This is a genomic window from Mesorhizobium sp. M0500 (genome assembly GCF_040321165.1).
GTDB lineage: Bacteria > Pseudomonadota > Alphaproteobacteria > Rhizobiales > Rhizobiaceae > Mesorhizobium.
Genome location: NZ_JAMYRB010000002.1, coordinates 57820 through 80869, shown reverse-complemented (window position 1 = coordinate 80869; position 23050 = coordinate 57820). Strand labels below are relative to the sequence as shown.

At 63.6% G+C, this 23050-nt stretch carries 25 protein-coding genes and 1 tRNA gene; 16 read left to right on the top strand and 10 right to left on the bottom strand.

Going from position 1 to position 23050, the window contains the following annotated elements; genetic code table 11:
• Positions 1-259: 259 nt before the first annotated feature.
• From NKI70_RS04140 to NKI70_RS04130, 3 genes are all read right to left on the bottom strand, one after another.
• Positions 260-1651 (bottom strand): UDP-N-acetylmuramoyl-tripeptide--D-alanyl-D-alanine ligase, encoded by a 1392-nt coding sequence (locus NKI70_RS04140; RefSeq protein WP_352724326.1) that lies wholly within the window; start codon positions 1649-1651, stop codon positions 260-262.
• A 1068-nt stretch (positions 1652-2719) separates the two neighbouring features.
• Positions 2720-2796: transfer RNA gene (locus NKI70_RS04135), tRNA-Arg, on the bottom strand.
• Between the two features lie 47 nt (positions 2797-2843).
• Positions 2844-3536 (bottom strand): winged helix-turn-helix transcriptional regulator, encoded by a 693-nt coding sequence (locus NKI70_RS04130; RefSeq protein WP_352696794.1) that lies wholly within the window; start codon positions 3534-3536, stop codon positions 2844-2846.
• 174 nt (positions 3537-3710) lie between these two features.
• On the opposite strand from NKI70_RS04130, the gene NKI70_RS04125 reads away from it, so the two are divergent.
• The 4 genes from NKI70_RS04125 to NKI70_RS04110 all read left to right on the top strand — a co-directional run bounded on the left by NKI70_RS04125 (position 3711) and on the right by NKI70_RS04110 (position 5300).
• Positions 3711-4037 (top strand): DUF1330 domain-containing protein, encoded by a 327-nt coding sequence (locus NKI70_RS04125; RefSeq protein ID WP_023677873.1) that lies wholly within the window; start codon positions 3711-3713, stop codon positions 4035-4037.
• Between the two features lie 121 nt (positions 4038-4158).
• Positions 4159-4689 (top strand): hypothetical protein, encoded by a 531-nt coding sequence (locus NKI70_RS04120; RefSeq protein WP_352570595.1) that lies wholly within the window; start codon positions 4159-4161, stop codon positions 4687-4689.
• Positions 4690-4824: 135 nt separating this feature from the next.
• A complete protein-coding gene (locus NKI70_RS04115) occupies positions 4825-5115 on the top strand; it encodes a hypothetical protein (RefSeq protein WP_352451191.1) in 291 nt (96 codons plus the stop codon).
• A gap of 41 nt (positions 5116-5156) precedes the next feature.
• Positions 5157-5300 carry a glycine zipper domain-containing protein gene (locus NKI70_RS04110; protein ID WP_198023575.1) on the top strand — a complete coding sequence of 48 codons (144 nt, stop codon included), beginning with the start codon at positions 5157-5159 and terminating at the stop codon, positions 5298-5300.
• Between the two features lie 72 nt (positions 5301-5372).
• Here NKI70_RS04110 and NKI70_RS04105 read toward each other — a convergent pair whose 3' ends face one another.
• Positions 5373-6536 (bottom strand): M20 aminoacylase family protein, encoded by a 1164-nt coding sequence (locus NKI70_RS04105; RefSeq protein ID WP_352451192.1) that lies wholly within the window; start codon positions 6534-6536, stop codon positions 5373-5375.
• Between the two features lie 270 nt (positions 6537-6806).
• Here NKI70_RS04105 and NKI70_RS04100 point away from each other — a divergent pair, with 270 nt between their 5' ends.
• Positions 6807-7985, top strand: coding sequence for a D-alanyl-D-alanine carboxypeptidase family protein (locus NKI70_RS04100; RefSeq protein WP_352457638.1), 1179 nt, complete (start codon positions 6807-6809; stop codon positions 7983-7985).
• 4 nt (positions 7986-7989) lie between these two features.
• Entirely contained in the window at positions 7990-9117 is a 1128-nt protein-coding gene (locus tag NKI70_RS04095; RefSeq protein ID WP_352589741.1) for a CobW family GTP-binding protein, read from the top strand.
• Positions 9118-9299: 182 nt separating this feature from the next.
• Here NKI70_RS04095 and NKI70_RS04090 read toward each other — a convergent pair whose 3' ends face one another.
• The 5 genes from NKI70_RS04090 to NKI70_RS04070 form a co-directional block, all read right to left on the bottom strand.
• Positions 9300-9587, bottom strand: coding sequence for a sulfurtransferase TusA family protein (locus tag NKI70_RS04090; RefSeq protein WP_352574904.1), 288 nt, complete (start codon positions 9585-9587; stop codon positions 9300-9302).
• 5 nt (positions 9588-9592) lie between these two features.
• Positions 9593-10918: a L,D-transpeptidase family protein gene (locus NKI70_RS04085; protein WP_352574939.1), complete on the bottom strand. Its 1326-nt coding sequence runs from the start codon at positions 10916-10918 to the stop codon at positions 9593-9595.
• A 212-nt stretch (positions 10919-11130) separates the two neighbouring features.
• Positions 11131-12081: an acetyl-CoA carboxylase carboxyltransferase subunit alpha gene (locus NKI70_RS04080; protein ID WP_023677882.1), complete on the bottom strand. Its 951-nt coding sequence runs from the start codon at positions 12079-12081 to the stop codon at positions 11131-11133.
• 99 nt (positions 12082-12180) lie between these two features.
• Positions 12181-13098: a site-specific tyrosine recombinase XerD gene (locus tag NKI70_RS04075; RefSeq protein ID WP_023677883.1), complete on the bottom strand. Its 918-nt coding sequence runs from the start codon at positions 13096-13098 to the stop codon at positions 12181-12183.
• Positions 13095-13244, bottom strand: a complete 150-nt coding sequence (locus NKI70_RS04070) for a hypothetical protein (RefSeq protein WP_023677884.1) — start codon at positions 13242-13244, stop codon at positions 13095-13097. The genes NKI70_RS04075 and NKI70_RS04070 overlap by 4 nt, the downstream gene beginning before the upstream one ends.
• 158 nt (positions 13245-13402) lie before the next feature.
• Between NKI70_RS04070 and NKI70_RS04065 the strand changes: the two genes are divergently transcribed.
• Genes NKI70_RS04065 through NKI70_RS04050 form a run of 4 tightly spaced genes read left to right on the top strand, consistent with a single transcriptional unit; the run spans position 13403 to position 16884 of the window.
• Positions 13403-14005 carry a shikimate kinase gene (locus tag NKI70_RS04065; protein ID WP_352457618.1) on the top strand — a complete coding sequence of 201 codons (603 nt, stop codon included), beginning with the start codon at positions 13403-13405 and terminating at the stop codon, positions 14003-14005.
• On the top strand, positions 14002-15144 hold the full coding sequence (gene aroB / locus NKI70_RS04060) for a 3-dehydroquinate synthase (protein WP_023677886.1): 1143 nt from the start codon (positions 14002-14004) through the stop codon (positions 15142-15144). The genes NKI70_RS04065 and aroB overlap by 4 nt, the downstream gene beginning before the upstream one ends.
• Entirely contained in the window at positions 15141-16037 is an 897-nt protein-coding gene (locus tag NKI70_RS04055; protein ID WP_023677887.1) for an HlyC/CorC family transporter, read from the top strand. Before aroB ends, NKI70_RS04055 begins: the two co-directional genes overlap by 4 nt.
• A gap of 40 nt (positions 16038-16077) precedes the next feature.
• Positions 16078-16884, top strand: coding sequence for an alpha/beta hydrolase (locus NKI70_RS04050; protein WP_023677888.1), 807 nt, complete (start codon positions 16078-16080; stop codon positions 16882-16884).
• 3 nt (positions 16885-16887) lie between these two features.
• On the opposite strand, the gene NKI70_RS04045 is transcribed toward NKI70_RS04050, so the two are convergent.
• Positions 16888-17190: a BolA family protein gene (locus NKI70_RS04045; protein WP_023677889.1), complete on the bottom strand. Its 303-nt coding sequence runs from the start codon at positions 17188-17190 to the stop codon at positions 16888-16890.
• A 133-nt stretch (positions 17191-17323) separates the two neighbouring features.
• Here NKI70_RS04045 and NKI70_RS04040 point away from each other — a divergent pair, with 133 nt between their 5' ends.
• From NKI70_RS04040 to NKI70_RS04015, 6 genes are all read left to right on the top strand, one after another.
• Positions 17324-17953, top strand: coding sequence for a J domain-containing protein (locus NKI70_RS04040; protein WP_036238769.1), 630 nt, complete (start codon positions 17324-17326; stop codon positions 17951-17953).
• A 123-nt stretch (positions 17954-18076) separates the two neighbouring features.
• Entirely contained in the window at positions 18077-19063 is a 987-nt protein-coding gene (gene cobS / locus NKI70_RS04035) for a cobaltochelatase subunit CobS (RefSeq protein ID WP_352451201.1), read from the top strand.
• 11 nt (positions 19064-19074) lie between these two features.
• Positions 19075-20973, top strand: a complete 1899-nt coding sequence (gene cobT, locus NKI70_RS04030) for a cobaltochelatase subunit CobT (RefSeq protein WP_023677891.1) — start codon at positions 19075-19077, stop codon at positions 20971-20973.
• On the top strand, positions 20970-21995 hold the full coding sequence (locus NKI70_RS04025; RefSeq protein ID WP_352570587.1) for an esterase-like activity of phytase family protein: 1026 nt from the start codon (positions 20970-20972) through the stop codon (positions 21993-21995). Before cobT ends, NKI70_RS04025 begins: the two co-directional genes overlap by 4 nt.
• 188 nt (positions 21996-22183) lie before the next feature.
• The gene (locus NKI70_RS04020) at positions 22184-22552 is read left to right on the top strand and encodes an ArsR/SmtB family transcription factor (protein ID WP_352570585.1); all 369 of its coding nucleotides are present in this window, start codon (positions 22184-22186) and stop codon (positions 22550-22552) included.
• The gene (locus NKI70_RS04015; protein WP_352570584.1) at positions 22549-23034 is read left to right on the top strand and encodes an SRPBCC family protein; all 486 of its coding nucleotides are present in this window, start codon (positions 22549-22551) and stop codon (positions 23032-23034) included. The genes NKI70_RS04020 and NKI70_RS04015 overlap by 4 nt, the downstream gene beginning before the upstream one ends.
• Positions 23035-23050: the final 16 nt, after the last annotated feature.

Sequence of the window (23050 nt, the reverse complement as noted above, 5' to 3'; positions counted from 1 at the left end):
GGGCGGCTGCCGTTATATGCATGGCCGAAATGACCGAGCGGGGCATGACTGTGCGCAGCTCTTCGGTTGGCGGCGTCCAGCCGGCGCTATCCTAGTCACCCGGAGGCAGCACAGATCGAATCAGGCGGCGAAGCACAATTTTCCGCCAAGTGCCTGAGACTGTTTGGTTGTGGAACCAGTCATGGGCGGAGCTGATCTCCGGTCAATTTTTCTGCTTTGGTCCAAAAAAACAGCGAAATTCGACGTATATCGCGGCGGACTAGCGTCCAAATTGCCGGCGCAAGCGAGTTACAACTTCATGCAGACCCATGGCATTCGAAGCTTTCACAAGAAGGCGGTCCTTCGCGCGCAGGATAGTGGCGAGCTCGGGCAACACATCGTCTGCTGTCGCGAAGTGTGGGCCGAGGAGGTACTCCGGCAGGGCACGACGGAGATATGTCATCTGCGTCCCAACCGTCATCACCATATCCAGATCGGCCGCGAGAACGGGTTCCGCCAGACCGGCGTGAAATTCGGCCGATCGTGGCCCGAGTTCCCGCATGTCGCCAAGAAGGGCAAGCTTTCGGCCCCCACTTGCGCGCTTCCCCTCAGCGAGTGCCGCCAGCACGGCGGCCACCGATGTCGGATTCGCGTTGTAGGCCTCATCGACGACATGGACCTCGCCGGACGCGAGGGCGATGCGTATGACTTCGCCACGTCCGTGGATGGCCTGCACCTCCCCGAGCGCGTTGGTCGCAGCTCCCAGATCAAGGCCGAGCGAATCGACAGCCGCCAGCGCGCTGAGGCTGTTGACTGCCATGTGCCGCCCTGGATTACCTAGCTTGTAGGCGAAATCCCGGCCCTTCAGGACCGCACGCACCAGTTGATCTTCGTGCGAATAGTCCACGAGCCGGTAGTCGGCCTTAGCATGTCCACCGAAGGACACGACCTTCGCCCCGAACGACAGCGCGCGGGCTCGGAGATATTCGAAATGCTCGGAATCCCGAGGCATGATCGCAGTGCCGCCCTCAGCGACATCGTACAGGCGGGCTTTCAACTTGGCGATGGCCTCACGCGAGCCGTACTCTTCGAGATGGGCGTCGCCGATCGTCGTGATAAGAGCGACATGCGGCTTGAGCGCAGATACCTCAAGGAGCCGCCGAAAAAAGCCAATCGACACCTCGATAGCGTGGATGCCATCAGGGGGAAGGTTGGCGATCAGGCCGAGCACGCCGGAGACGGTATTGAAGTTTTCGCCCGGAAAAGGTGGATAACCAGCTGCGGTGAGAATGACGTTGATCATCGCCGTGGTGCTCGTCTTGCCGACGCTGCCGCCAACCGCGATCAGGCGTCCGCCGTAAGCAGACCGCGCTCGCTCGGCTAGATACTTCATGGCGACGCGGACCGAAGCCACCCGGAGCAACGGCAAGTCTTCGAAGTTGGGCCGGTACTCTCGGTCCGCGAGGAGCGCGAGCCCCTGTCGCCTGAAGCGCCTGATCTTCCTGGGGTGTACGCCGTAACGGTAGGTGCCAACGCGCGGGATGACGAGCGCGCCGGGGCCGATCAGTGCGTCGCAGAAGGCTATGCAGTCGGTCGTCCAGGCTTCCGGCAGCTCGCCTTCCCATATGCCTCCGGTGATCTCCGCAAGCTCAGCCTTCGTCCAAGGGTGCATTTCTCCCCCTGTCCCGCCGATCGATCCGCGCCTCGGCCACCTGGATGCGTGGCCGTCCGACACCCCCGTCCTGTGGTTCGATCACTTTCAGCCAATTCCGCTCAATGTGCAATGGTTCCGGGTACCACCGGAGACCTTTGCCGGGTTCAAAGCGGCTTTCGCCAAGCCCGCTACTTTAACGACCACATCCGCAATCACTTTTGAGATCGTCTGGTTGGGACCGATCACGATCTTGGATGAGCGAAACCATCTGTTCGAACGCTAGTCACCTATTCATCGAGTTCAACGGCTCATGGTCGGGGAGACAGTGATGCAGCACCTCGCCAAGGTTTCGCTTGTCGAACGTCTGGCCACAAACGGGGCAGAACTCGAAATATCCTGCTTCGTCGTTGGCCGGCGGCCCGTGGCGCTTGCCCTTGATGCCGGTTGCGGGGTTGTTGGTTCGATCTCGTCTCACGTTGGTCGCCACCGCACGTAACTTTCATGGGGACGGGCCGACAGCCGATCGGGGGTTCCAGGGGGCCGCCGGGCCTACCGGCTGCCAGTGGCGCTGCCGGGTAAAGTCAATTGTAGGCCATTTCATGCGTCATTACTAATACAATAAAATGATAGCGTTCCGTTCCTCTAGCCGCCAGACCGGGGGCGTCCATTCCCCCTATGATGCGGACTTTGGTGGACAATCCGCCCTAAGGGGACGGATGGACACACGAGTCGAGTTCGACCTCGTGATCGATGATGATGATGTTCGCATTCTTACTCGCCGCGGTCTCGATTGGACGACGAAGTAGCGAGACCTTTCGGCGCTGCCAAGGAGACGTCGACGCTGACGGTCGGTAGCGGCTGTCGTCCGTCGTCTCGGTGCGTCGAAAAACGGGCAAGTTGATTGGGAACAACGATTACCTACCTCGATTTAGGCATCGTAGCGCCGCGCTTCGCAGCGGTTTTGGGCCGCTTCGCCCTTGGAATATGGGTGCCCAAAGTCTGAAGGTCTGCGAAATTCGCCGTACTTATTTCGCAAAAATCCTGCAAAAAAAGTACGGCGATTTCGCGCTAAGTACTTGAAAAACATGGTGATCCCGACAGGAATCGAACCTGTGACCTACAGATTAGGAATCTGCCGCTCTATCCTACTGAGCTACGGGACCATCGCGCCCGACACATAACCGCTTCGGGACGTTTCGCCAAGAGGCAGCTAGGCAGCTCGCTTGGGTTCGACCGCGAACGGGCTCAGGCCCAGCCAGGTCTGCATTTTACGGGCGATATTCTGGTCTCCCGTCAAGATGACTTTCGCCCCGGCCTTCTCGACGGTGATCAGGCCCATCCAGATTTCGGTCATGGTGTGCAGGTCGGTCGAGACGTAGAGATCGACATCGAAGCCCGGATCGTACCAGCAGAGGTCGACCTCGCCGTGCTTCTCGACGATCAGCCACCATGACCGCTTGGAGGCGGGGAGCTCCTGATACAGAAATTGTATCACCGTGCGGCCGTCGGGCAGCGGTGACGCGTTGAGGTTGCGCCGCATGTCCCACATCAGCAGCGACGGATCGAGGTTCTTCAGCGACAGCCGCGACTCGACCCATTTCTGCCCCCAAAAGCCCATCGCCTCGACAACGGAACGCAGATCCCTGCCTGCCTCGGTCATCCGGTATTCGAAGATGCCTTTCTCGCCGCGCACCTCCTTGCGCTCGACGATCCCGGCCAGCTCGAGCTCCTTGAGGCGTTGCGACAGAAGGGTCGGCGACATTTTGGGGACGCCGCGGCGCAGATCGTTGAAACGGGTCGAGCCCGCCACCAATTCGCGAAGCAGAACCATGGTCCAGCGGGTGCACAGCACCTCGGCGGCCATCGATAGCGGGCAGAACTGCTTGTATCCGGACTGGGTCATGATGTTGCCTTCCCCTCAAACTCAGCCGGGATCATAGGCCTTCCCCCGCGGCACGGCGAGTACAGAAACTGTACCACACCAGTACAGATCGCGGACTGGCTGGCGCGACCCTTGCCGTGCGACCCCTCTGCCGCTGCACGGGATACCCCTGTGCACGACCAGGAGACATGACCCATGACCGCTTACGTTATCGCAGACATCAAGGTGAGGGACCCGAAGTGGATGCCGGCCTATGCCGCGTCGGTCCACGACCTCGTTCACAAGCACGGCGGCAGATATCTGTCGCGCAGCGGCAATGTGAAGACACTCGAAGGCAAGCCGCTCGACACGACGCTGATTGCCTTGATGGCGTTCCCGACCGAGGCAGCGGCGCGCGCCTTCACCGACGATCCTGCCTACGCACCGTTCGTTTCGGCCCGTCAGGGCGGCAGCGACAGCCGTTTCCAGCTGATCGACAACTCCGATCTGGCTGGGACGATCCCGTATCTGCCGAAGGGATGATCTTCCCCTGCATTCGTCGCATCGGGATAGGGATCTCCCAGCAACAACAGCCACAGCGCCCACCTGCCGGACCTCCTTACCTCCGGCGGCCAGCCGGGCTGTGCTTTTCAAGAAGAATGGAATGACTATGACAATCAACTTTCGCAATAGAGTTCTCGCTGCCGCGGCGCTGCTGTCGGCCTGCACTGCGCTGGCGCAGGCGCATCAGGCAGCGCCCGCGTCCGGTCCCAATCCGCTGGCCGACAAGGTACGCGCGGCCAACAGCCGCTTCGAGAATGTGGCGGCGGCGACCGCTGAGGGCTATGCGCCCATTCCTTGCGCCAGCGGCATCACCGGCGGCGCAATGGGCATCCATTACGTCAATCCGGGCTACCTCAAGGACGACGCGGTCGATGTCGCCAAGCCTGAAGCCGTCATGTACGAGCCGATGGCCGACGGCACGCTAAAACTGATCGCGGTCGAATACATCACCTCGAAAGGCCCGGCCTCGCTCGACGGACATCTGTTCAACTTCAACAGTGCGCCCAATCGCTATGGCCTCGGTCCGTTCTACGAGCTGCATGTCTGGGCCTGGAAGGGCAACCCGACCGGCGCGTTCGCCGATATGAACCCGAACGTGTCGTGTGAACCGACGACTGCTGCCAGCCAGTAAGCAGCCGAGCCAGGCGGCGCCAACGCCGCCTGGCCGCGCTGAATTGCGGGGCAGCCGGCAACGGGCGCAAAGACGGCTCAGATAGCGGAACTTTCGGGATGCCGGCGCGCTTTAGTGTCCCGAAGGAGAGACCGCATGAGCGCGACCAAAGAGTTCTTTGAAACCTGGCTGCAGGAGAATGTCGGCAATCTGCCGGCCGAGAGCGAGGTGAGCGTCGCCGTCCTGGCGCAGCAATTCGAACAGGATGCCGACGCTGCCGGCTATGGCCACGAGGTTCGCGAAGACGAGCTCGGCAATATCCAGGAGGCGATCGAGGCAGCCCTGACGAAGGCGAGGACAGGCGAAGAGCCGCAGGCTGCCGACGACAATGAGCTGGCGCCGGTCATGGAGGCGCTGGAGGTCGAGGATCCGAAGAGCGGACCGTAGCGGTTGCGGCTCTTCCCTTCCACGCTACATGACCGGGCATAATGGATGCCAAACACCTCACACTCGGCGTCGTGATCGGCGTGGCTATCGGCGTCGTGTTGGACAACATTGTTGCGGGCATCGGTATAGGTATTGCTCTGGGCATTGCCTTCGGCCTTGCCCGGAAGTCGTCCGGCCGGAAGTGACCAGCAGAGCATGTCCTGCCCGGTTTTGCCGCCCAGAGGTGCCGCGGTTGCCGCACCGCCGATGCCGAACGGCTACGCCGCCAGCGCCGTTTCCGCCAGCTTCACCCAATAGCTCATGCCGTGCGGGATGACCTCGTCGTTGAAGTCGTAGGCTGGGTTGTGCAGGCCGGCGGTATCGCCATTGCCGATGAAGATGAAGGCGCCCGGCCGCGCTTCAAGCATGTAGGAGAAATCCTCGCCGCCCATCACCGGCTGGATCGCGCGGTGCACATGGCTGTCGCCGGCGACGTCGGCCGCGATGTCGCTGGCAAAGACCGTCTCTTCCGGATGGTTGAAGGTGACGGGGTAATTGGCATTGTAATCAACCTCGATTGTCGCGCCGAAGGCAGCGCCCAGGCCTTGGCAAAGCGCGCGGATGCGCTCTTCGGCCTTCTTGGCGACCTCCTTCTTCAGCGTGCGTACGGTGCCGGCGATCTCGGCCGTCTCGGGAATGACGTTATAGGCGTCGCCGGCGTGGAATTTCGTCACCGAGACGACCACCGCCTCGACCGGATCGGTGCTGCGCGAGGCGATCGTCTGCAATGCGCCGACAAGCTGGCTGGTGATGACGATCGGGTCGATGGTGCCGTGCGGCATCGCCGCGTGGCCGCCCCGGCCCTTGACGGTGATGGTGAATTCGGCGGTCGCCGCCATGATTGGACCCGGCCTGATGGCGAACTGACCGACCGGCAGGCCCGGCATGTTGTGCATGCCGAACACCTTGGAGATACCGAAGCGCTCCATCATACCGTCCTTGACCATCTCGTTGCCGCCGCCGCCGCCCTCTTCGGCCGGCTGGAAGATGACCGCGACGGAGCCGGCGAAATTGCGCGTTTCGGCGAGGTATTTGGCGGCACCCAACAGCATCGCGGTGTGGCCGTCATGACCGCAGGCGTGCATCTTGCCGGGGACGGTCGAAGCATAGGATTTGCCGGTGATCTCGTTGAGCGGCAGGGCATCCATGTCGGCGCGCAGGCCGATGGTCGAGCCTTCGCCGTGGCGGCCGCGGATGATGCCGACGACGCCGGTCTTGCCCAAACCCGTCACGATATCGTCGCAGCCGAAAGCCTTCAGCTTCTCGGTGACGAAAGCGGCGGTCTTGAAGACGTCGAAATTCAGCTCCGGCGTCTGGTGCAAATGGCGGCGCCAGCCGGCCACCTCGTCCTGCATTTCGGCGGCTCGGTTCAGGATCGGCATGATGGTTCCATTTCGCTGTTGGAGCAGGCGGTCTTGGCCTGCTGCTTTGCAATTGTGCCTGCTGCCTTGCAACCATGCACGCTGCTTTGCATTGTGCTGCTGCTTCCACATTGTGATCGGCAGCACTTTGCCATGTTGACGTCACATAGAGTAAATAGCACCGCGACTGTGGTCCGGGAACAGAGGGCCGGACCATTATCCTGGCGATCGTGTAACGAAATCTTACGGAGCCAGGTGGGACTGCGGCAAGAGGCTATTTCGGTTTTCATGATGCGCTACAGGCATTTCCTCAAACTGTTGGTGGCGGGCACGGTGGTGCTTGCGGCGCTGGCCGGGCCTGCCTTGGCCAATCCGACAATCCTGTTCGACCTGAACAGCGGCAAGATCCTGCAGCACCAGGAGGCGTTCAGGCGCTGGTACCCGGCTTCGCTGACCAAGCTGATGACCGCCTATGTGGCGTTTCGGGCGATTGCCGCGGGCGAGGTCCAGCTCGATTCGCCGATCAAGGTAACGAAACATTCTGCCGGCGAGCCGCCGAGCAAAATGGGCTTCAACCCGGGCTCGGTGATGCGGTTGGACAATGCGCTGAAGATGATGCTGGTCAAATCGGCCAACGATATCGCCATGGCGGTCGGCGAGAATATCGGCGGTTCGCAAGCGGCTTTCGCCGAACGCATGAACGCCGAAGCGCAGAGGCTCGGCATGAGCGGGTCCCATTTCGTCAATCCGAACGGGCTCTATTCGCCGGACCAGTATACGACAGCGCGCGATCTCGCTTTGCTGGTGATGGCGATTCGCAAGGAATTTCCGCAATATGCCCCCTGGTTCTCGATCGAAGGCCTTGCCGTCGGCAAGAAGGCGATCTCCAACTACAACCTGCTGATCGGCCGCTATCCGGGTGCCGACGGCATGAAGACGGGTTTCGTCTGCTCGTCCGGCTTCAACATGATCGGCTCGGCGACCCGCAACGGCCGCACCCTGGTCGCCGTAGTGCTCGGCGAGCAATCGGCCATTACCCGCGCCGAGGCGGCGGCAAAATTGCTCGACCAGGGCTTTGCAACGCCGGCGCCGAGCTGGCTGACGGTAGCGGCGCTGCCCGCCTATGGCGACACCATGTCGGCCAACGACATGAATGACGAAATCTGCAAGAAGAAGCCGGTCGAGGAGCAGTCGGAAACCGCACCCGCCGTCGGCGACAAGGGCAAGGACGTGCCGAAATCGCCCTATCAGGAAAAGCTCGACCATGTACCGACGCTGATCGCCGTCGGCCTCGGCGGCGCCACGGGACCGAAGCCGAAGGCGATGCTCGACGCCTCCGGGCAGGAATATGCCGACGTGCCGCTGCCGACATGGCGGCCGGACCGGGCGCCGCCGGCCGGCGCCGAGCCAGTTGTGGCCGGATCCGCCACCGCCGCGCAGGTCCAGCAGCCGGCCAAGGCGCTGAACTAGCCGCATGGCCGGTTTCCCGATCCCCGTTTCGGTGCTCACCGGCTTTCTCGGTGCCGGCAAGACGACGCTGCTCAATCGGCTGCTCCGGGATCCGGCGCTCGCCGACACCGCCGTCATCATCAACGAGTTCGGCGAGGTGGCGATCGACCATCTCCTGGTCGAGCAGGCCTCCGACGGCATCATCCAGCTCTCCGACGGCTGTCTCTGCTGCACGGTGCGCGGCGAGCTGGTCGACACGCTGGCTGACCTCGTCGACCGCCTGCAGACCGGCCGCATCGACCGGCTTGCCCGCGTCATCGTCGAAACCACCGGGCTCGCCGATCCCGCCCCCGTACTGCAGTCGATCATGGCACACCCGGCCCTGGTCCAGGCCTTCCGGCTCGACGGCGTCATCACCCTGGTCGATGCCGTCAACGGCAATGCGACGCTCGATGCGCATGTCGAGGCGGTGAAGCAGGTGGCCGTCGCCGATCGCATCGTGCTCAGCAAGGCCGACCTGACCACGGATGCAGGCGATGTCGAGGCGTTGCGGGCGCGGCTCAGGCAGCTCAACCCGGGCGCCGTGGTGCTCGACGCCGGCGAGGCAAGCACCGCGACCCTGTTCGATAGCGGCCTCTACAATCCGGCCACCAAATCCGTCGATGTGCAGCGTTGGCTCGGCGAAGAAGCCGGCCACGACCATGACCACGGCGGGCATGACCACGGCGGGCATGATCACGACGGGCATGACCATGCCGACCATGATCACCATGACCACAGGCACGATTCCCGCGTGCGTTCGTATTCGCTGGTTCATGACGGGCCGGTGCCGTTTTCGGCAATCGAGATGTTCCTCGATCTATTGCGCTCGGCGCATGGCGAGCGCCTTTTGCGGATGAAAGGCGTCATCGAGCTTGCAGAAGACCCGTCGCGGCCGCTGGTTATCCATGGCGTGCAGAAGATCCTGCATCCGCCGGTGCAACTGCCGGCCTGGCCGGACAGCCAGCGCGGCACCAGACTGGTGCTGATCACGCTCGACATGCCCGAAGACTATGTCCGGCGGCTGTTCGCCGCCTTCACCAACCGGCCGTCGATCGACACGCCGGATCGCGCAGCACTGGAAAGCAACCCGCTGGCTATTGCCGGATCGTGATCTCCCCCCTTGAGGGGGAGATGTCGCCGAAGGCGACAGAGGGGGTCGCCTCGGCTGGCGCGACCCCCTGTGGGACGAAAGAAAAGGTTGGCGCTTCACGCGCGGCAACCCCCTCTGGCCTGCCGGCCATCTCCCCCTCAAGGGGGGAGATTATCCCGCTCAGCCGCTTTCGCCCGAACGAGCTAAGTCGAGACGCAGCCGATCCCGCGCTCGACCAGGAAGCGGTGGCCGCCTGACGCCGCCGCCGTTTCGATCAGCCGATGGCCGCTCTCGGCGCAGAAGGCGGGAATGTCGATGACGGCGAGCGGGTCGGTGGTTTCGAGCCACAGCCGGCTGCCCGGCTGCATTGCGGCCAGGCGCTTTTTTGCCTTGAGCACCGGCAACGGGCAGTTCAAGCCTTTGAGGTCGTAGACGGCGGCGGGGCTAGTTGAGGGCCTGTGTTCTTGGCCCCCATCTTCTTGCTCAAGCATGAAGTTCAGCCGCCAAACATGCCGAGCAGCTTTTTCTTCAACCTTGTCGCCGTGCTTTCGGCGTCCGCAGCCTGCGTTTCGACTGCCGGGGCGGCTTCCGATGGCGCTACGGTGGCGGTGGCGACAGGCATCTCGGCGGCGGTCTTGGCAGCTTCCTTTTCGGCGAGCGGCTGGGCTTTGGCAGCTTCCTTCTCGGCCAAGGCCTGTGCCTTGGCTGCCTCTTTCGCGGCCTTGGCCGCTTCTATGGCGGCAAGCCTTTGTTCCTCGGCCTTCTGCTTGGCGGCCTTTTCGGCATCGAGCGCCGCCATCTTGCGGCCCGCCGGCGAATCGATGCGGCCCATGCGCGCCGTTTCGGCCACGGTGCCGTCCGGGTTGAGCGAGGGCGGCTCGATCGGAACGCGTTCGCCGCGCGCACGCCGTTTCGACCAGTCGGAAACGATGCTGGCTTCCTTGATCCCGGCGATGGTCGGCTTGGGTGCCGGCACGCTGGCCTTCATGGCGCCGTTGAAGGCCGCCTCATAGGTGCTTTGATAGGCGTTGATGGCGCTCTTCAGCGAATCGGGCTGGGTGGTCGCAGGGCAAGCGCCGGTCGGATTAAAGGTCGAGCCGTCGGCCGCAACCTGGTTGAAGACGTAGCGCTTCTCGCAGACGTCGACTTTCGGCGGCACCTTGGTGACTTCGAAATTGTCGTAGCCGACCTTCAGCATCTTCCAGAATTCGTAGTTCGGGTCGTTGCGGTAACGCGCCATGTTGGCGGCGGTCATGCGGAACGGAAAAGCCTGGATCTGGAATTCGGTCTGGCCGCCCTGGAAGGCGTCGCGGCCGAAGGCGTAGATCTGCTCGATCTGCGCGTCGGTCATCGAATAGCAGCCCGACGACGAGCAGGCGCCATGGACCATCAGGTTGGAACCCGTGCGGCCATTGGCGCGGTCATAGGCGTTCGGGTAGCCGATATTGAAGGACAGGTGGTAATTCGACCGCGGGTTCATCTGTGCCGGGCGGACCGTGTAAAAGCCTTCCGGCGCCTGGCGGTCGCCTTCGGTGAACTTCGGCCCGAGCTTGCCCGACCATTTGCAGATGTCGTAGCTGGCGACCAGGTCGTAGCGGCCGTTGGTCTTGGCCTTCCAGATTTCGAGCTTGCCTTCTTCCTTGAAGATGCGGGCCATCACCGAGGAGGTGCGGACCATGCCCTTGGCCTTCATCTCGGCCAGGATCTTGTCCGGCAGCGGCTTGTTGGCTTGCGGCGCAAAATCCTTCATCGAAGCATCATTGCAACCGGCGACGCCGATCGCAGCGATCAGAACTCCGGTGCGGGCAAGCTTGGCAAACATGGATATGGCTATCGTCTTCATCTCTGCACCGCGGACGCCGCGGCTGCTAAACTGACCACTGACGGACCCTAAGCCCGTTAACCTTGAAAATTCCTTACCGCAATCATGCTGGCGCGTCCCCTTACGGCAACCCCACTGAGCCGAATGCGGCGGCATTTTTGTGGCGAAACTGGTTCACGCCGCCACATTTCGGGCCGCGTGCCTGCCGGATGTTATAGATTGCGGCCCATCGCCAGGTATTTCTCGCGGCGATGCTCGCGGAAATCGGTGTTGGCGCCGGAGAATTCCTTCATCGTCCTGGCGATGTGGTCGCCGGTTGCGGCGATCACCGTTTCGGGGGCGCGATGGGCACCGCCGAGCGGCTCGGCAATGATGGCGTCGATGATCTTCAGCTCCAGCAGGTCCTGCGCCGTGATCTTCATGTTGGTCGCCGCGTCCTTGGACCGCGTGGTGTCGCGCCACAGGATCGAGGCGGCGCCCTCCGGCGAGATCACCGAATAGATGGCGTGTTCGAGCATGTAGACGCGGTTGGCGGTGGCGATCGCTATGGCGCCGCCGGAGCCGCCTTCGCCGATCACCACCGAGATCGACGGCACCTTCAGGCCAAGGCAGGCCGAGGTCGAGCGGGCGATGGCTTCCGCCTGGCCGCGCTCTTCGGCGTTGACGCCGGGATAGGCGCCGGCAGTGTCGACCAGCGTCAGCAGCGGGATTTGGAAGCGGTCGGCGAGTTCCATCAGCCGCACCGCCTTGCGGTAGCCCTCCGGCCGGACCGAGCCGAAATTATGCTTCAGCCGGCTTGCCGTGTCGGAACCTTTTTCCTGGCCGAGGATCGCCACCGGCTCGCCACGGAAGCGGGCGAAGCCGCCGACGATCGCCTGGTCCTCGCCGAAATTGCGGTCGCCGGCGAGCGGCGTGAAATCGGTAAGCAGGCCCTTGATGTAGTCGATGCAATGCGGCCTGTCCGGATGGCGCGCCACCTGCACCTTCTGCCACGGCGTCAGCGCCTTGTAGGCGTCGCGCAGCGCATCGCGCGAGCGCTTCTCGAGACGGGCGATCTCATCGCCGACATCGACCGCCTCGCCGTTCTCGGCAAGCTTCTTCAGCTCAAGGATCTTGCCTTCGAGATCCTGCACAGGCTTTTCGAAATCGAGGTAATTGTACATTCTTGGGCGGACCGGCAAGTCGGAAGGCAATGACTGACGCAAGCCTGAAAATGCAGGCTGGGCGCGGTGGAACGTCGTTCTCACATAGCGGCATGACGCCTAGTCGGCAAGCGGATGATGATCGTTGACCAGACGCACCAGCCGCTCCTCCAGCACATGCGTGTAGATCTGCGTCGTTGAAATATCGGCATGGCCAAGCAACTGCTGCACGGCCCTGAGATCAGCGCCGTTCTGCAGCAGATGGCTGGCGAAAGCATGGCGCAGCACATGCGGCGATATCTTCGCCGTGGCAATGCCGGCCCGAGCGCCAAGCTCTTTCAGCTCGCGGGCAAAGACCTGTCTCGAGAGATAGCCGCTGTCGGAGGCAGCCGGAAACAGGAACGGGCTGTCGGCAAGAGCCGGCACCGCCCCCCGTGCGGCAAGCCATGTCCGCATCGCGGTGCGCGCCTTGGCCGACAGCGGCACCATGCGCTCCTTGTTGCCCTTGCCTCGCACCATGAAGAAGCGGTCGTCGCGCTGTGCCACCGTCACGGGAAGGCCGACCAGCTCCGAAACGCGCAAGCCGGTGGCGTAGAGCACCTCGACCAGCGCGTGCAGGCGCAGCGCCGCCAGCCTGTCGCCGTCATGCATGGAGGGGTCCACCGCCTCCTGCGCCGCGCGGTCGAGCAGCCGGCCGGTATCGGCCTCGCTCATCGTCTTAGGCAGCGGCCGGCCTTTCCTCGGACTGTCCAGCGTGCCGGTCGGATCGTCACCCCGCAGGCCTTCGGCGTAGAGGAACTTGAAGAACTGCCGGATCGCCGACAATTTGCGCGCCTGCGAGGTGGCGGCAAAGCCGCGCGCGGCGATGTCGTCGAGATAGGTACGGATGTCGGCGCTGGTGGCAGCGGCAAGCCCACCGCCGATCCCGACGGAAGCGTCTTCGAGGTCGCGGCGATAGGAGGAAAGCGTGTTTTCGGCCGCGCCGCGCTCGGCGCTCATCATCTCCAGGAAGGCTTCGATGCGGGCGGCGCTGTTCATTTTTTGGGATTGAGCTTTTCCGGAGGGATACGCACGCTCATTTCCGCCTTCCTCGGCTCGACGAACATGACCAGGGCGAACATCGCGCCATAGACAATGCCGGCCAGAATCGCGAGCGTCACGACAAAGCGAAACAGTGTTGGCATTAATTTTCGCCCGTCGTCTTATTCTGCATTTCCAACCCTGTGCCCTTATGAGACGCCAATCCGGCCAATTCAAGGGTGAAGCCCATAGTCCCGGTTGCGCCGCGCTTGACGCAAACAGGCTTTTGATGTCGATACGCCGCCAAAGAGGCCCTAGAAGCATGAACGCGCTACCAGCAAATCCTCCGGGCGAGAGCCATGCCGCGCTGCTCGGCCGGCTGGGCGGCCGTTCCATCGTCTTCGTCGGGCTGATGGGCGCCGGCAAGACGGCGATCGGCCGCAAGGTGGCGGCGATGCTGGCACTGCCCTTCATCGACAGCGACCAGGAGATCGAAACTGTTTCGCGCATGAGCGTCCCGGACCTGTTCGAGCGCTATGGCGAGGCGGAGTTCCGAGCACTGGAGCAGCGCGTCATCCTGCGTGTGCTGGAGCACGGGCCGCAGGTGCTGTCGACCGGCGGCGGCGCCTTCATGAACGCGCAGACGCGCGAGGCGATCGCCAGCCATGGCGTGTCGGTTTGGCTGAAAGCCGAGATCGACCTGTTGATGGAGCGCGTTTCCAAGAAACAGAACCGGCCGCTGCTGAAAAGCGCCGATCCACGCGCCGTGCTGGAACGGCTGATGGCGGAACGCTACCCGGTTTATGCCGCGGCCGACGTCGTCGTGCCGACCCGCGACGACCGCAAGGAGATCATTGCCGCCGAAGTGGTGGACGCGCTGCGCGGCCATCTCGGCGTTGCCGATATTGACGAGGTGCGGTCGTGAGCGCTGATGCAACGGTCTCTGTCGAAGTCGGGCTTGGCGAGCGTGCCTACAATATTTTGATCGGTCCCGGCCTGCTGTCACGCGCCGGCGCCGAGATTTCGCGCCGTCTGCCGGGGACGCGGGCGGCGGTCGTCACCGACGAAAACGTCGCGGCCGCGCATCTCGCGACGCTTGCGGCCGGCCTGGCAAGCGGTGGCATCCAACATGCCGTCATCACGTTGCCGCCAGGCGAAAAGACCAAGAGCTTTGCGCATCTCGAAGAGGTGGTCGACGGCGTGCTGGCCGCCAAGCTGGAGCGCGGCGACGTCGTCATCGCGCTCGGCGGCGGCGTCGTCGGCGACCTCGCCGGCTTTGCCGCCGGCATCGCGCGGCGCGGCATGAACTTCGTGCAGGTTCCGACCTCGCTGCTGGCGCAGGTCGATTCCTCCGTCGGCGGCAAGACCGGCATCAACAGCAAGCGCGGCAAGAACCTGGTCGGGGTATTCCACCAGCCTAGGCTGGTGCTGGCCGACACCGAAGTGCTCGACACGCTGCCAATCCGCGAGTTTCGCGCCGGCTATGCCGAACTGGCCAAATACGGGCTGATCGACCGGCCCGAGTTTTTCGCCTGGCTGGAAGAAAACTGGCGTCAAGTGTTTGCCGGCGGGCCGGAGCGGGCTGCGGCCATCGCCGAGGCCTGTCGTGCCAAGGCCGACGTCGTTGCCCGCGACGAGTTCGAGACCGGCGACCGCGCGTTGCTCAATCTCGGCCACACCTTAGGTCATGCGCTGGAGGCGGCGACCGGCTATGACGGCGCAAGGCTCGTGCATGGCGAGGGCGTCGCCATCGGCATGGCGCTGGCGCACCGCTTTTCGTCAAGGCTCAATTTGGCGAGCCCCGACGACGCGGCGCGTGTCGAGGCGCATCTTCGCGCCGTCGGTCTGCCCTGGCGCATGGCCGACATTCCCGGCGAACTGCCCGATGCCGAGACGCTGTTCTCCTTCATCACCCAGGACAAGAAGGTGTCGCGCGGCGCGCTGACCTTCATCCTGACGCGCGGCATCGGCCAGGCCTTTATCGCCCGGGATGTGCCGGCCTCGGAAGTGCTGGCGTTCCTCCGGGAGAACCATCCGGGTCGGCAGGAAAGCCGCCCGGGATGAGCCAGGCCGGCTGGATCGCGGCTGCCGTGCTCGCCGGCCTCGGCCTGCTGGGCTTCGTCTTGCGCCGGCGCCTGCTCGCCGCCTTCGGCTACGAGCTGCAACGCATCGAGCCGCAGCGCTCTGCGCGCGAGGAACTGCGCGGCGCCGTCGACGATTTCCGCCGCGACGGCCAGGTGGTGCGCGAGGACCGCGCCCGCATCGGCGGCCTGTTCGACCTCGAGGAGCTCGAAGTGTCGGACGTCATGGTCCACCGCACGAATATGCGCTCCGTCAACGCCGACGACCCGCCCGAAGCGGTGGTTCGCGAGATCCTGCAGAGCCCGCACACCCGCATGCCGTTGTGGAAGGGTTCGCTCGACAACATTGTCGGCGTGCTGCACGCGAAGGATCTGCTGCGCGCGCTGAACGAGGTCGGCAACGATTTTTCCAGGATCGACGTGATGAAGATCGCGTCGAAACCGTGGTTCGTGCCCGACACCACGACGCTTCAGGAGCAGCTCAATGCCTTCCTGCGCCGCAAGGCGCATTTCGCCATCGTCGTCGACGAATATGGCGAGGTCGAAGGGCTGGTGACGCTGGAAGACATCATCGAGGAGATCGTCGGCGAGATCGCCGACGAGCACGACATCGACATCCAGGGCGTCAAGCAGGAGGCCGACGGCTCCGTCGTCGTCGACGGCACGGTGCCGATCCGCGACCTTAACCGGGCGCTCGACTGGAACCTGCCGGACGAGGAAGCCACCACCATCGCCGGCCTTGTCATCCACGAGGCGCAGTCGATCCCGGACGAAAAGCAGGCCTTTACGTTTCACGGCAAGCGCTTCGTCGTCATGAAGCGCGACAAGAACCGTATCGCGCGGCTGAGGATCAAGCCGGCGATGCTTGGAGAATGACAGTGCGCACCTTGTGGCAGCCGTGGGCAGTCAGGAGTTGATGACGATCGATCGGCGAAGCCTGCTTCTGGCGTCGATGGCGGCGCTGCTGCCGGGACAGGCGGCGGCATTGCGGCTGCGTTCGCCGTCGCCCGAAACCTTCGACTATGGGCCGGCCAAGCTCGACATCTATTCCCGCGATGGCGCAAGCGGCCTGCCGGTCGTCTTCTTCGTCCATGGCGGCGCCTGGCGGGTCGGCAACCGCAACAATGTCAATTCCAAGCCTGGTTTCCTGCTCGACAATGGCTTCGGCTTCGTCTCGATCGACTACCGGATGCTGCCTGAAGCCGACGTCGCCACCCAGGCGGCAGATGTCGAACTGGCCTATCGTTACGTCCGCGCCAACATCGCCAGGCATGGCGGCGATCCGGACCGGATCGTCGCCATGGGCCATTCGGCCGGCTGCCATCTCGTCGCATTGACCGGGCTGCGCGGCGGCCTGCCCGGCGTCGCGGCGCTGGTTCTCGACGACACCAGGGCCTACGATCTGGAGGCGCTGGCCAGAAGCGGCGGCATGGCAGGGGTCTATGCCCGCGCCTTTCCCGATCCGGCGCAGTGGCGCGCGCTGTCGCCTGTCACCTATGTGGAAGGCCGCAAGCACCCGCCGACCTTCATCGCCCATTCGCGCGCGAAAGCCCGCGCGGCGGACGCGCAGGCCTTCGCCGAGCGTCTGCGCGCCACCGGAACCAAGGTCACGCTGTTCGACGGCAGCGACTATTCGCACATGTCGATCAATCGCGACTTCGGCACCGAAGGCGATGCATTGACCGCAGCGGTGATGGCCTTCCTGAGGGCGAGCCTCGGCTGAAATTTACCAGCGGGTCTTTTCACCGGGCGCCACCGGCTCGATTGCCAGGGCGTGGACGCCGGATTTCAACTCCTCGGCCAGCAGATCGTTGACTGCGCGGTGACGTTCGACGCGGCTCATGCCGGCAAAGGCGGGGGCGACGATGCGGACGCGGAAATGCGTCTCGCCAGTGCCGTCGAAGGTGGCGTGATGGCCGGAATCCACATGATGATGCCCGGCATGGAGATGGCTTTCGTTGATGACGTCCAGCCGTTCCGGCGAAAACGCCTTTTTCAGCTTACCTTCCATCGTTGCCTGTATGGACATCGCCGCTTCCCTTCACCACATCTATGTCATCGCACAAAATTCGCAATTCGCCGGTTTTATGCCGCGATTCAGCGGTTAGGGCGATCATCGCGAAAATGTCAATTCTTGTTTCGCATCAGCGAACAGCCCATAAATGGGTGAGATGAAGCCGTACCCAAAATATTTCGAGAAGATTCGCATCCGCCCGGAGAAGGACGCGGAGCTGAAGTCGCGTTCGCCGATCTGCCAGTGGGATGGCTGCAAGGAGGCCGGTACCCACCGTGCCCCGGTCGGACGGATGAAGGAAGGCGAGTATTTCCAGTTCTGCTTCGACCATGTGCGCGAGTACAACAAAGGCTTCAATTATTTCTCGGGCGTTCCCGACACCGAGATCGCCCGCTTCCAGAAGGAAGCCATGACCGGCCATCGGCCGACCTGGAAAATGGGCGTCAACGGCGCCTCGACCCGCTCCTCGCCGGACTTTGCCCAGGCGCGCTCCGGTCGCGCCGGCTACTACAATCGCATGCGCGATCCGTTCGACCTGTTCAAAGGCCCGAAAGACCCGCGCGAAGCACGCGAGCGCAAGGCCAAGCCGCTTGAGGCCAAGGCACTGGAAACGCTTGGCCTTGATACAAAGGCAACTGGCAAGGATATCAAGGCGCGCTATAAGGAACTTGTGAAACGCCACCACCCGGATGCGAATGGCGGCGACAGAGGTTCGGAAGACCGGTTCCGCGATGTGCTCCAGGCGTATCGCGTGCTCAAGCAGGCAGGTTTGTGCTGAGCGACCATACGGTTCGTGTCGCTTTCCAACTTTCATAAGGTTGGAAAAGGCTCTAAGACCGCCCCCGAACAAAATCGATTGCCGGCGAAACGCGGCGTTTCGCTTGTGGAGACGTTGATAGAGATGAACAAGGTCGATCGCGACATCGCCAACCTGCCCGACACCACGGTGTCGGTGAAGGAGACATTCGGCTTCGACTCCAAGATGGTGGTGCCGGCCTATGCGGTGACGAGCGAGCATGTCCCCGACATCGATCCGGACTACCTGTTCGACAAGAACACGACCATGGCGATCCTCGCCGGCTTTGCCTACAATCGCCGGGTCATGGTGTCCGGTTACCACGGCACCGGCAAGTCGACGCATATCGAACAGGTCGCCGCCCGCCTCAACTGGCCCTGCGTGCGTGTCAATCTCGATAGCCATGTCAGCCGTATCGACCTCGTCGGCAAGGACGCCATCGTGGTCAAGGACGGGCTGCAGATCACCGAATTCCGCGACGGCATCCTGCCCTGGGCCTACCAGCACAATGTCGCACTGTGCTTCGACGAGTACGATGCCGGCCGTCCGGACGTGATGTTCGTCATCCAGCGCGTGCTGGAATCGTCGGGCCGGCTGACGCTGCTCGACCAGAGCCGGGTCATCCGCCCGCACCCGGCCTTCCGGCTGTTTTCGACCGCCAACACGGTTGGGCTGGGCGACACCACCGGCCTCTACCACGGCACCCAGCAGATCAACCAGGCGCAGATGGACCGCTGGTCGATCGTCACCACGCTGAACTACCTGCCGCACGACAATGAAGTGAACATCGTGCTGGCCAAGGCCAAGCACTACCGCGATGGCAAGGGCAAGGAGATCGTCAACAAGATGGTGCGCGTCGCCGACATGACGCGCTCGGCCTTCATCAACGGCGATTTGTCGACGGTTATGAGCCCGCGCACGGTTATCACCTGGGCCGAGAATGCCGAAATCTTCGGCAATATCGGCATGGCGTTCCGGCTGACCTTCCTCAACAAATGCGACGAGCTGGAACGCTCGCTGGTCGCCGAATTCTATCAGCGCGCCTTCGGCGAAGATCTGCCGGAATCGGCTGCCAATGTGGTGCTGGGCTAAGCAGAGTCTCGATGGCGGGTCCGGGCGACAACACGCGAAACAAATCCAAGACCGGCGCTGAGAATGACAGCTTCAAGCGCGCCGTCACCGTCTGCATGCGCGCCATTGCCGGCGACAAGGATCTCGAGGTCGGCTTCGCCAAGGACCGGCCGGCGCTGGCCGGCAGCCGCGCCCGGCTGCCCGAATTGCCGAAGAAGGCATCAAAGGCCGACATCGCCATCACCCGCGGGCTCGGCGATTCCATGGCGCTGAAGCGCGCCTGCCACGATGCGCGCATCCACACCAGGCTGGCACCGGAAGGCAAGCAGGCCCGCGCCATCTATGACGCGGTCGAGCAGGCCCGGGTGGAGGCGATCGGCAGCCGCGCCATGCAGGGCGTCGCCGACAATATCGGCTCGATGCTGGAGGACAAATACGCCAGGGCCAACCTCATCGACGTCAAGGACAAGGCCGACGCGCCGATCGAGGAGGCGCTGGCGCTGATGGTGCGCGAAAAGCTGACCGGCCGCACTGTGCCGAAGAGCGGCGAACGGCTGGTCGATCTCTGGCGCCCTTGGGTCGAGGAAAAGGCCAGTGCCGATCTCGACGGGCTGTCGGCAAAGCTCGACGACCAGCAGGCGTTCGCCCGCGTGGTGCGCGAGATGCTCGCCTCCATGGAAATGGCCGAGGAGCTCGGCGATGACCAGGAGACGGAAGACTCGGAGGACAACGACGAAAACCAGCCGCAAGGCGAGGAGCAGAGCGAGGAGGGCGGCGAAGACGATTCGGGCTCCGAGCAGTCGCAGTCCGAGGATACAGAGGCATCGTCGGACGACGAGCAATCGGCCGAGACAGAGGCCTCCGACGCCACCGCCGAGGATCTCTCCGACGATGACGACGCCGATGCGGAGACGCCCGGCGAGGCGCGCCGCAACGACAATCCCTTCACCAATCTGCCGAAAGAGATCGACTACAGGGTCTTCACCACGGCCTTCGACGAGACCGTAGGTGCGGAGGAACTGTGCGAGGAGGAGGAGCTCGACCGGCTGCGCGCCTTCCTCGACAAGCAGCTCGCCAACCTTTCCGGCGTCGTCGGGCGGCTGGCCAACCGGCTGCAGCGCCGCCTGATGGCGCAGCAGAACCGCTCCTGGGATTTCGACCTCGAAGAAGGCTATCTCGATCCGGCACGGCTGGTGCGCGTCGTCATCGACCCGATGCAGCCTTTGTCCTTCAAGCAGGAGCGCGATACCAAATTCCGCGACACGGTGGTGTCGCTGGTGCTCGACAATTCGGGTTCGATGCGCGGCCGGCCGATCACAGTCGCCGCCACCTGCGCCGACATCCTGGCGCGCACGCTGGAACGCTGCGGCGTCTCGGTCGAAATCCTCGGCTTCACCACCCGCGCCTGGAAGGGCGGGCAGGCGCGCGAGAAATGGCTGAAGGAAGGCAAGCCGCCGAACCCCGGCCGGCTCAACGATCTGCGCCACATCATCTACAAATCCGCCGACCATCCGTGGCGGCGGGCGCGCCGCAACCTCGGCCTGATGATGCGCGAGGGCCTGCTCAAGGAAAACATCGATGGCGAGGCGCTGCTGTGGGCGCACAACCGGCTGATCGCGCGGCCGGAGCAGCGCAAGATCCTGATGATGATCTCGGACGGCGCGCCGGTCGACGATTCGACGCTGTCGGTCAATCCGGGCAATTATCTCGAGCGGCATCTGCGCGCCATCATCGAGCTCATCGAGACGCGCTCGCCGGTCGAGCTTTTGGCCATCGGCATCGGCCACGACGTCACCCGCTACTATCGCCGCGCCGTCACCATCGTCGATGCCGAAGAACTGGCCGGCGCCATGACCGAGCAGCTGGCCTCGCTGTTCGCCGAGGAAACCGTGCGCGACACGCGGCGCGGCGGCATGCGGCGCGCCGGATGATTTTTTCCCGCGGCGGCTTTTGGCAGAAGCTTTTGGCCGCCATCGCGTTGTTCGGCATCACTTTGGCCCCGGCTGTCGCTGCCGGGCCGGCCTCGGTCGAGCCGGCCGAAATCTCGGCCCGGCCCATAACCCAGTTTCGCATCGGCAATGACGAAAAACAGTTCGGGCCGCTCGAATTCGTCGGCGGGCTCGAAATGACCTCGTCGACGCGCGATTTCGGCGCGCTGTCGGCGCTTCGTTTCCTCAAGCCAGGCAGCGATTTCATCGGCGTCGCCGACACCGGCTTCTGGTTCTTCGGCACCCTCGTCCACGATGCCGACAAGCGGCCTTCCGGCATCCAGAATTTTCGCATGCAGCAGATGGTCGATGCGGCCGGCCAGCCGATCGACGAGAAATGGGCGGTCGATGCCGAAGGCCTCGCGGTCAAGGACGGCATTGCCACGGTCGGTTTCGAGCGCGATCACCGTATCGCCGAGTTCAAGATCGATCCGGACGACATGAAGGCGCCGTTCAGGCAATTGGACTTCCTGATCCCGGCCTGGGAACTCCGCCGCAATCGCGGCTTCGAGACCGTCACCCGCGCCCATCCTTACGGGCAGCACGCGGGCGGGCTGGTCGTGGTGTCGGAAAAGAGCCTCGACAAGACCGGCAACATCTTTGCCGCGATCATCGAAGGGCCGCGCAAGGGCGTCTTCACCATCAAGCGCAATGGCGATTTCGACATCACCGACGGCGCCTTCCTGCCGGACGGCGACCTGTTGCTTCTGGAGCGCAGTTTTTCGATGGCCGGCGGCGTCAAGATGCGGCTGCGGCGCATATATGGCGAAAGCGTCGAGAAGGGCGCCGTCGCCGACGGGCCGGTGCTGCTCGAAGCCGACATGGGCTACCAGATCGACAACATGGAAGCGCTCGACGTGTGGACCCGCGACGATGGCGCGCTGATCGTGTCGCTGATGTCCGACGACAACCACTCGATCCTGCAGCGCAATCTTTACCTGGAATTTGTGCTGCACGAGGATTGACGCGCGACCGGCCTGCTGGCTGACAGCATCGCTGGCGTTTCCGCGCCGTTTTGCAACGCAGGCAATTTCCCTTGCAATTTCCCCTGGCAATGACCCGCGTCGCGGGTTTTCCAGCCGGCTCTCACCATCAGCAAAAATACTTTAGCCGTGACTTGACAATTTGTGTCATCGGCGAAATACTCAAGTCCATGCTTAAGTATTCCGAGATCGACAGCATCCTGCGGGCTCTTGCCGAGCCGACGCGCCGGGCAATCCTGGAAAGGCTGAGCCGCGGGCCGGCCACCGTCAGCCAGTTGGCGGAGCCGTTCGGCATGACCTTCGCCGCCGTGCTCCAGCACCTCCAGGTGCTTGAAGCGTGCGGGCTGATCCGCAGCGAAAAGATCGGGCGCGTGCGCACCTGCCGGATCGAGCCCGGCGGGCTAGCCCCGCTTGCCGACTGGATCGCCGCGCGCCGTACGCCGGCCGAACGCCAGCTCGACCGTCTCGGCCAGATCCTGGCGGAGACTGACCAATCGAAAGCAACAATCCACGAGCAGGAAAAGGACGAAAAGAAATGAACCAGATTGCCCCTGTTAACGACGAGCACTCCGTCATCCATTCGACCTTCACGATCGAGCGGACCTATCCGCAATCGCCCGAGCGCGTCTTCTTCGCCTTTGCCGACAAGGCGACGGTGCGGCGCTGGCGCGTCGAAGGCGACGGCTTCACCATCGCCGAATTCACCTTCGATTTCCGTGTCGGCGGCGGCGAGGTTTCGCGGTTCAGCTACCAGGGCGGCCCGGAGATCAGGCTCGATGCGCAGTTCCAGGACATCGTCCCTGACCGGCGCATCGTATTTTCATACCGGATGGCGGTCGGGGCGCAGCCGCTGTCGGCGTCGCTCACCACGGTCGAGCTTGCACCTTCCGGCGAGGGCACCCGCCTGACCTATACCGAACAGGGTGCGTTCTTCGATGGCGTCGATTCAGCGCAAGGGCGCGAGGAGGGCACACGCGGGCTGCTGCAGGCGCTCGCCGCCGAGCTTCAGAAGGCGAAGTAGAGGTTCGTGGGCGTAC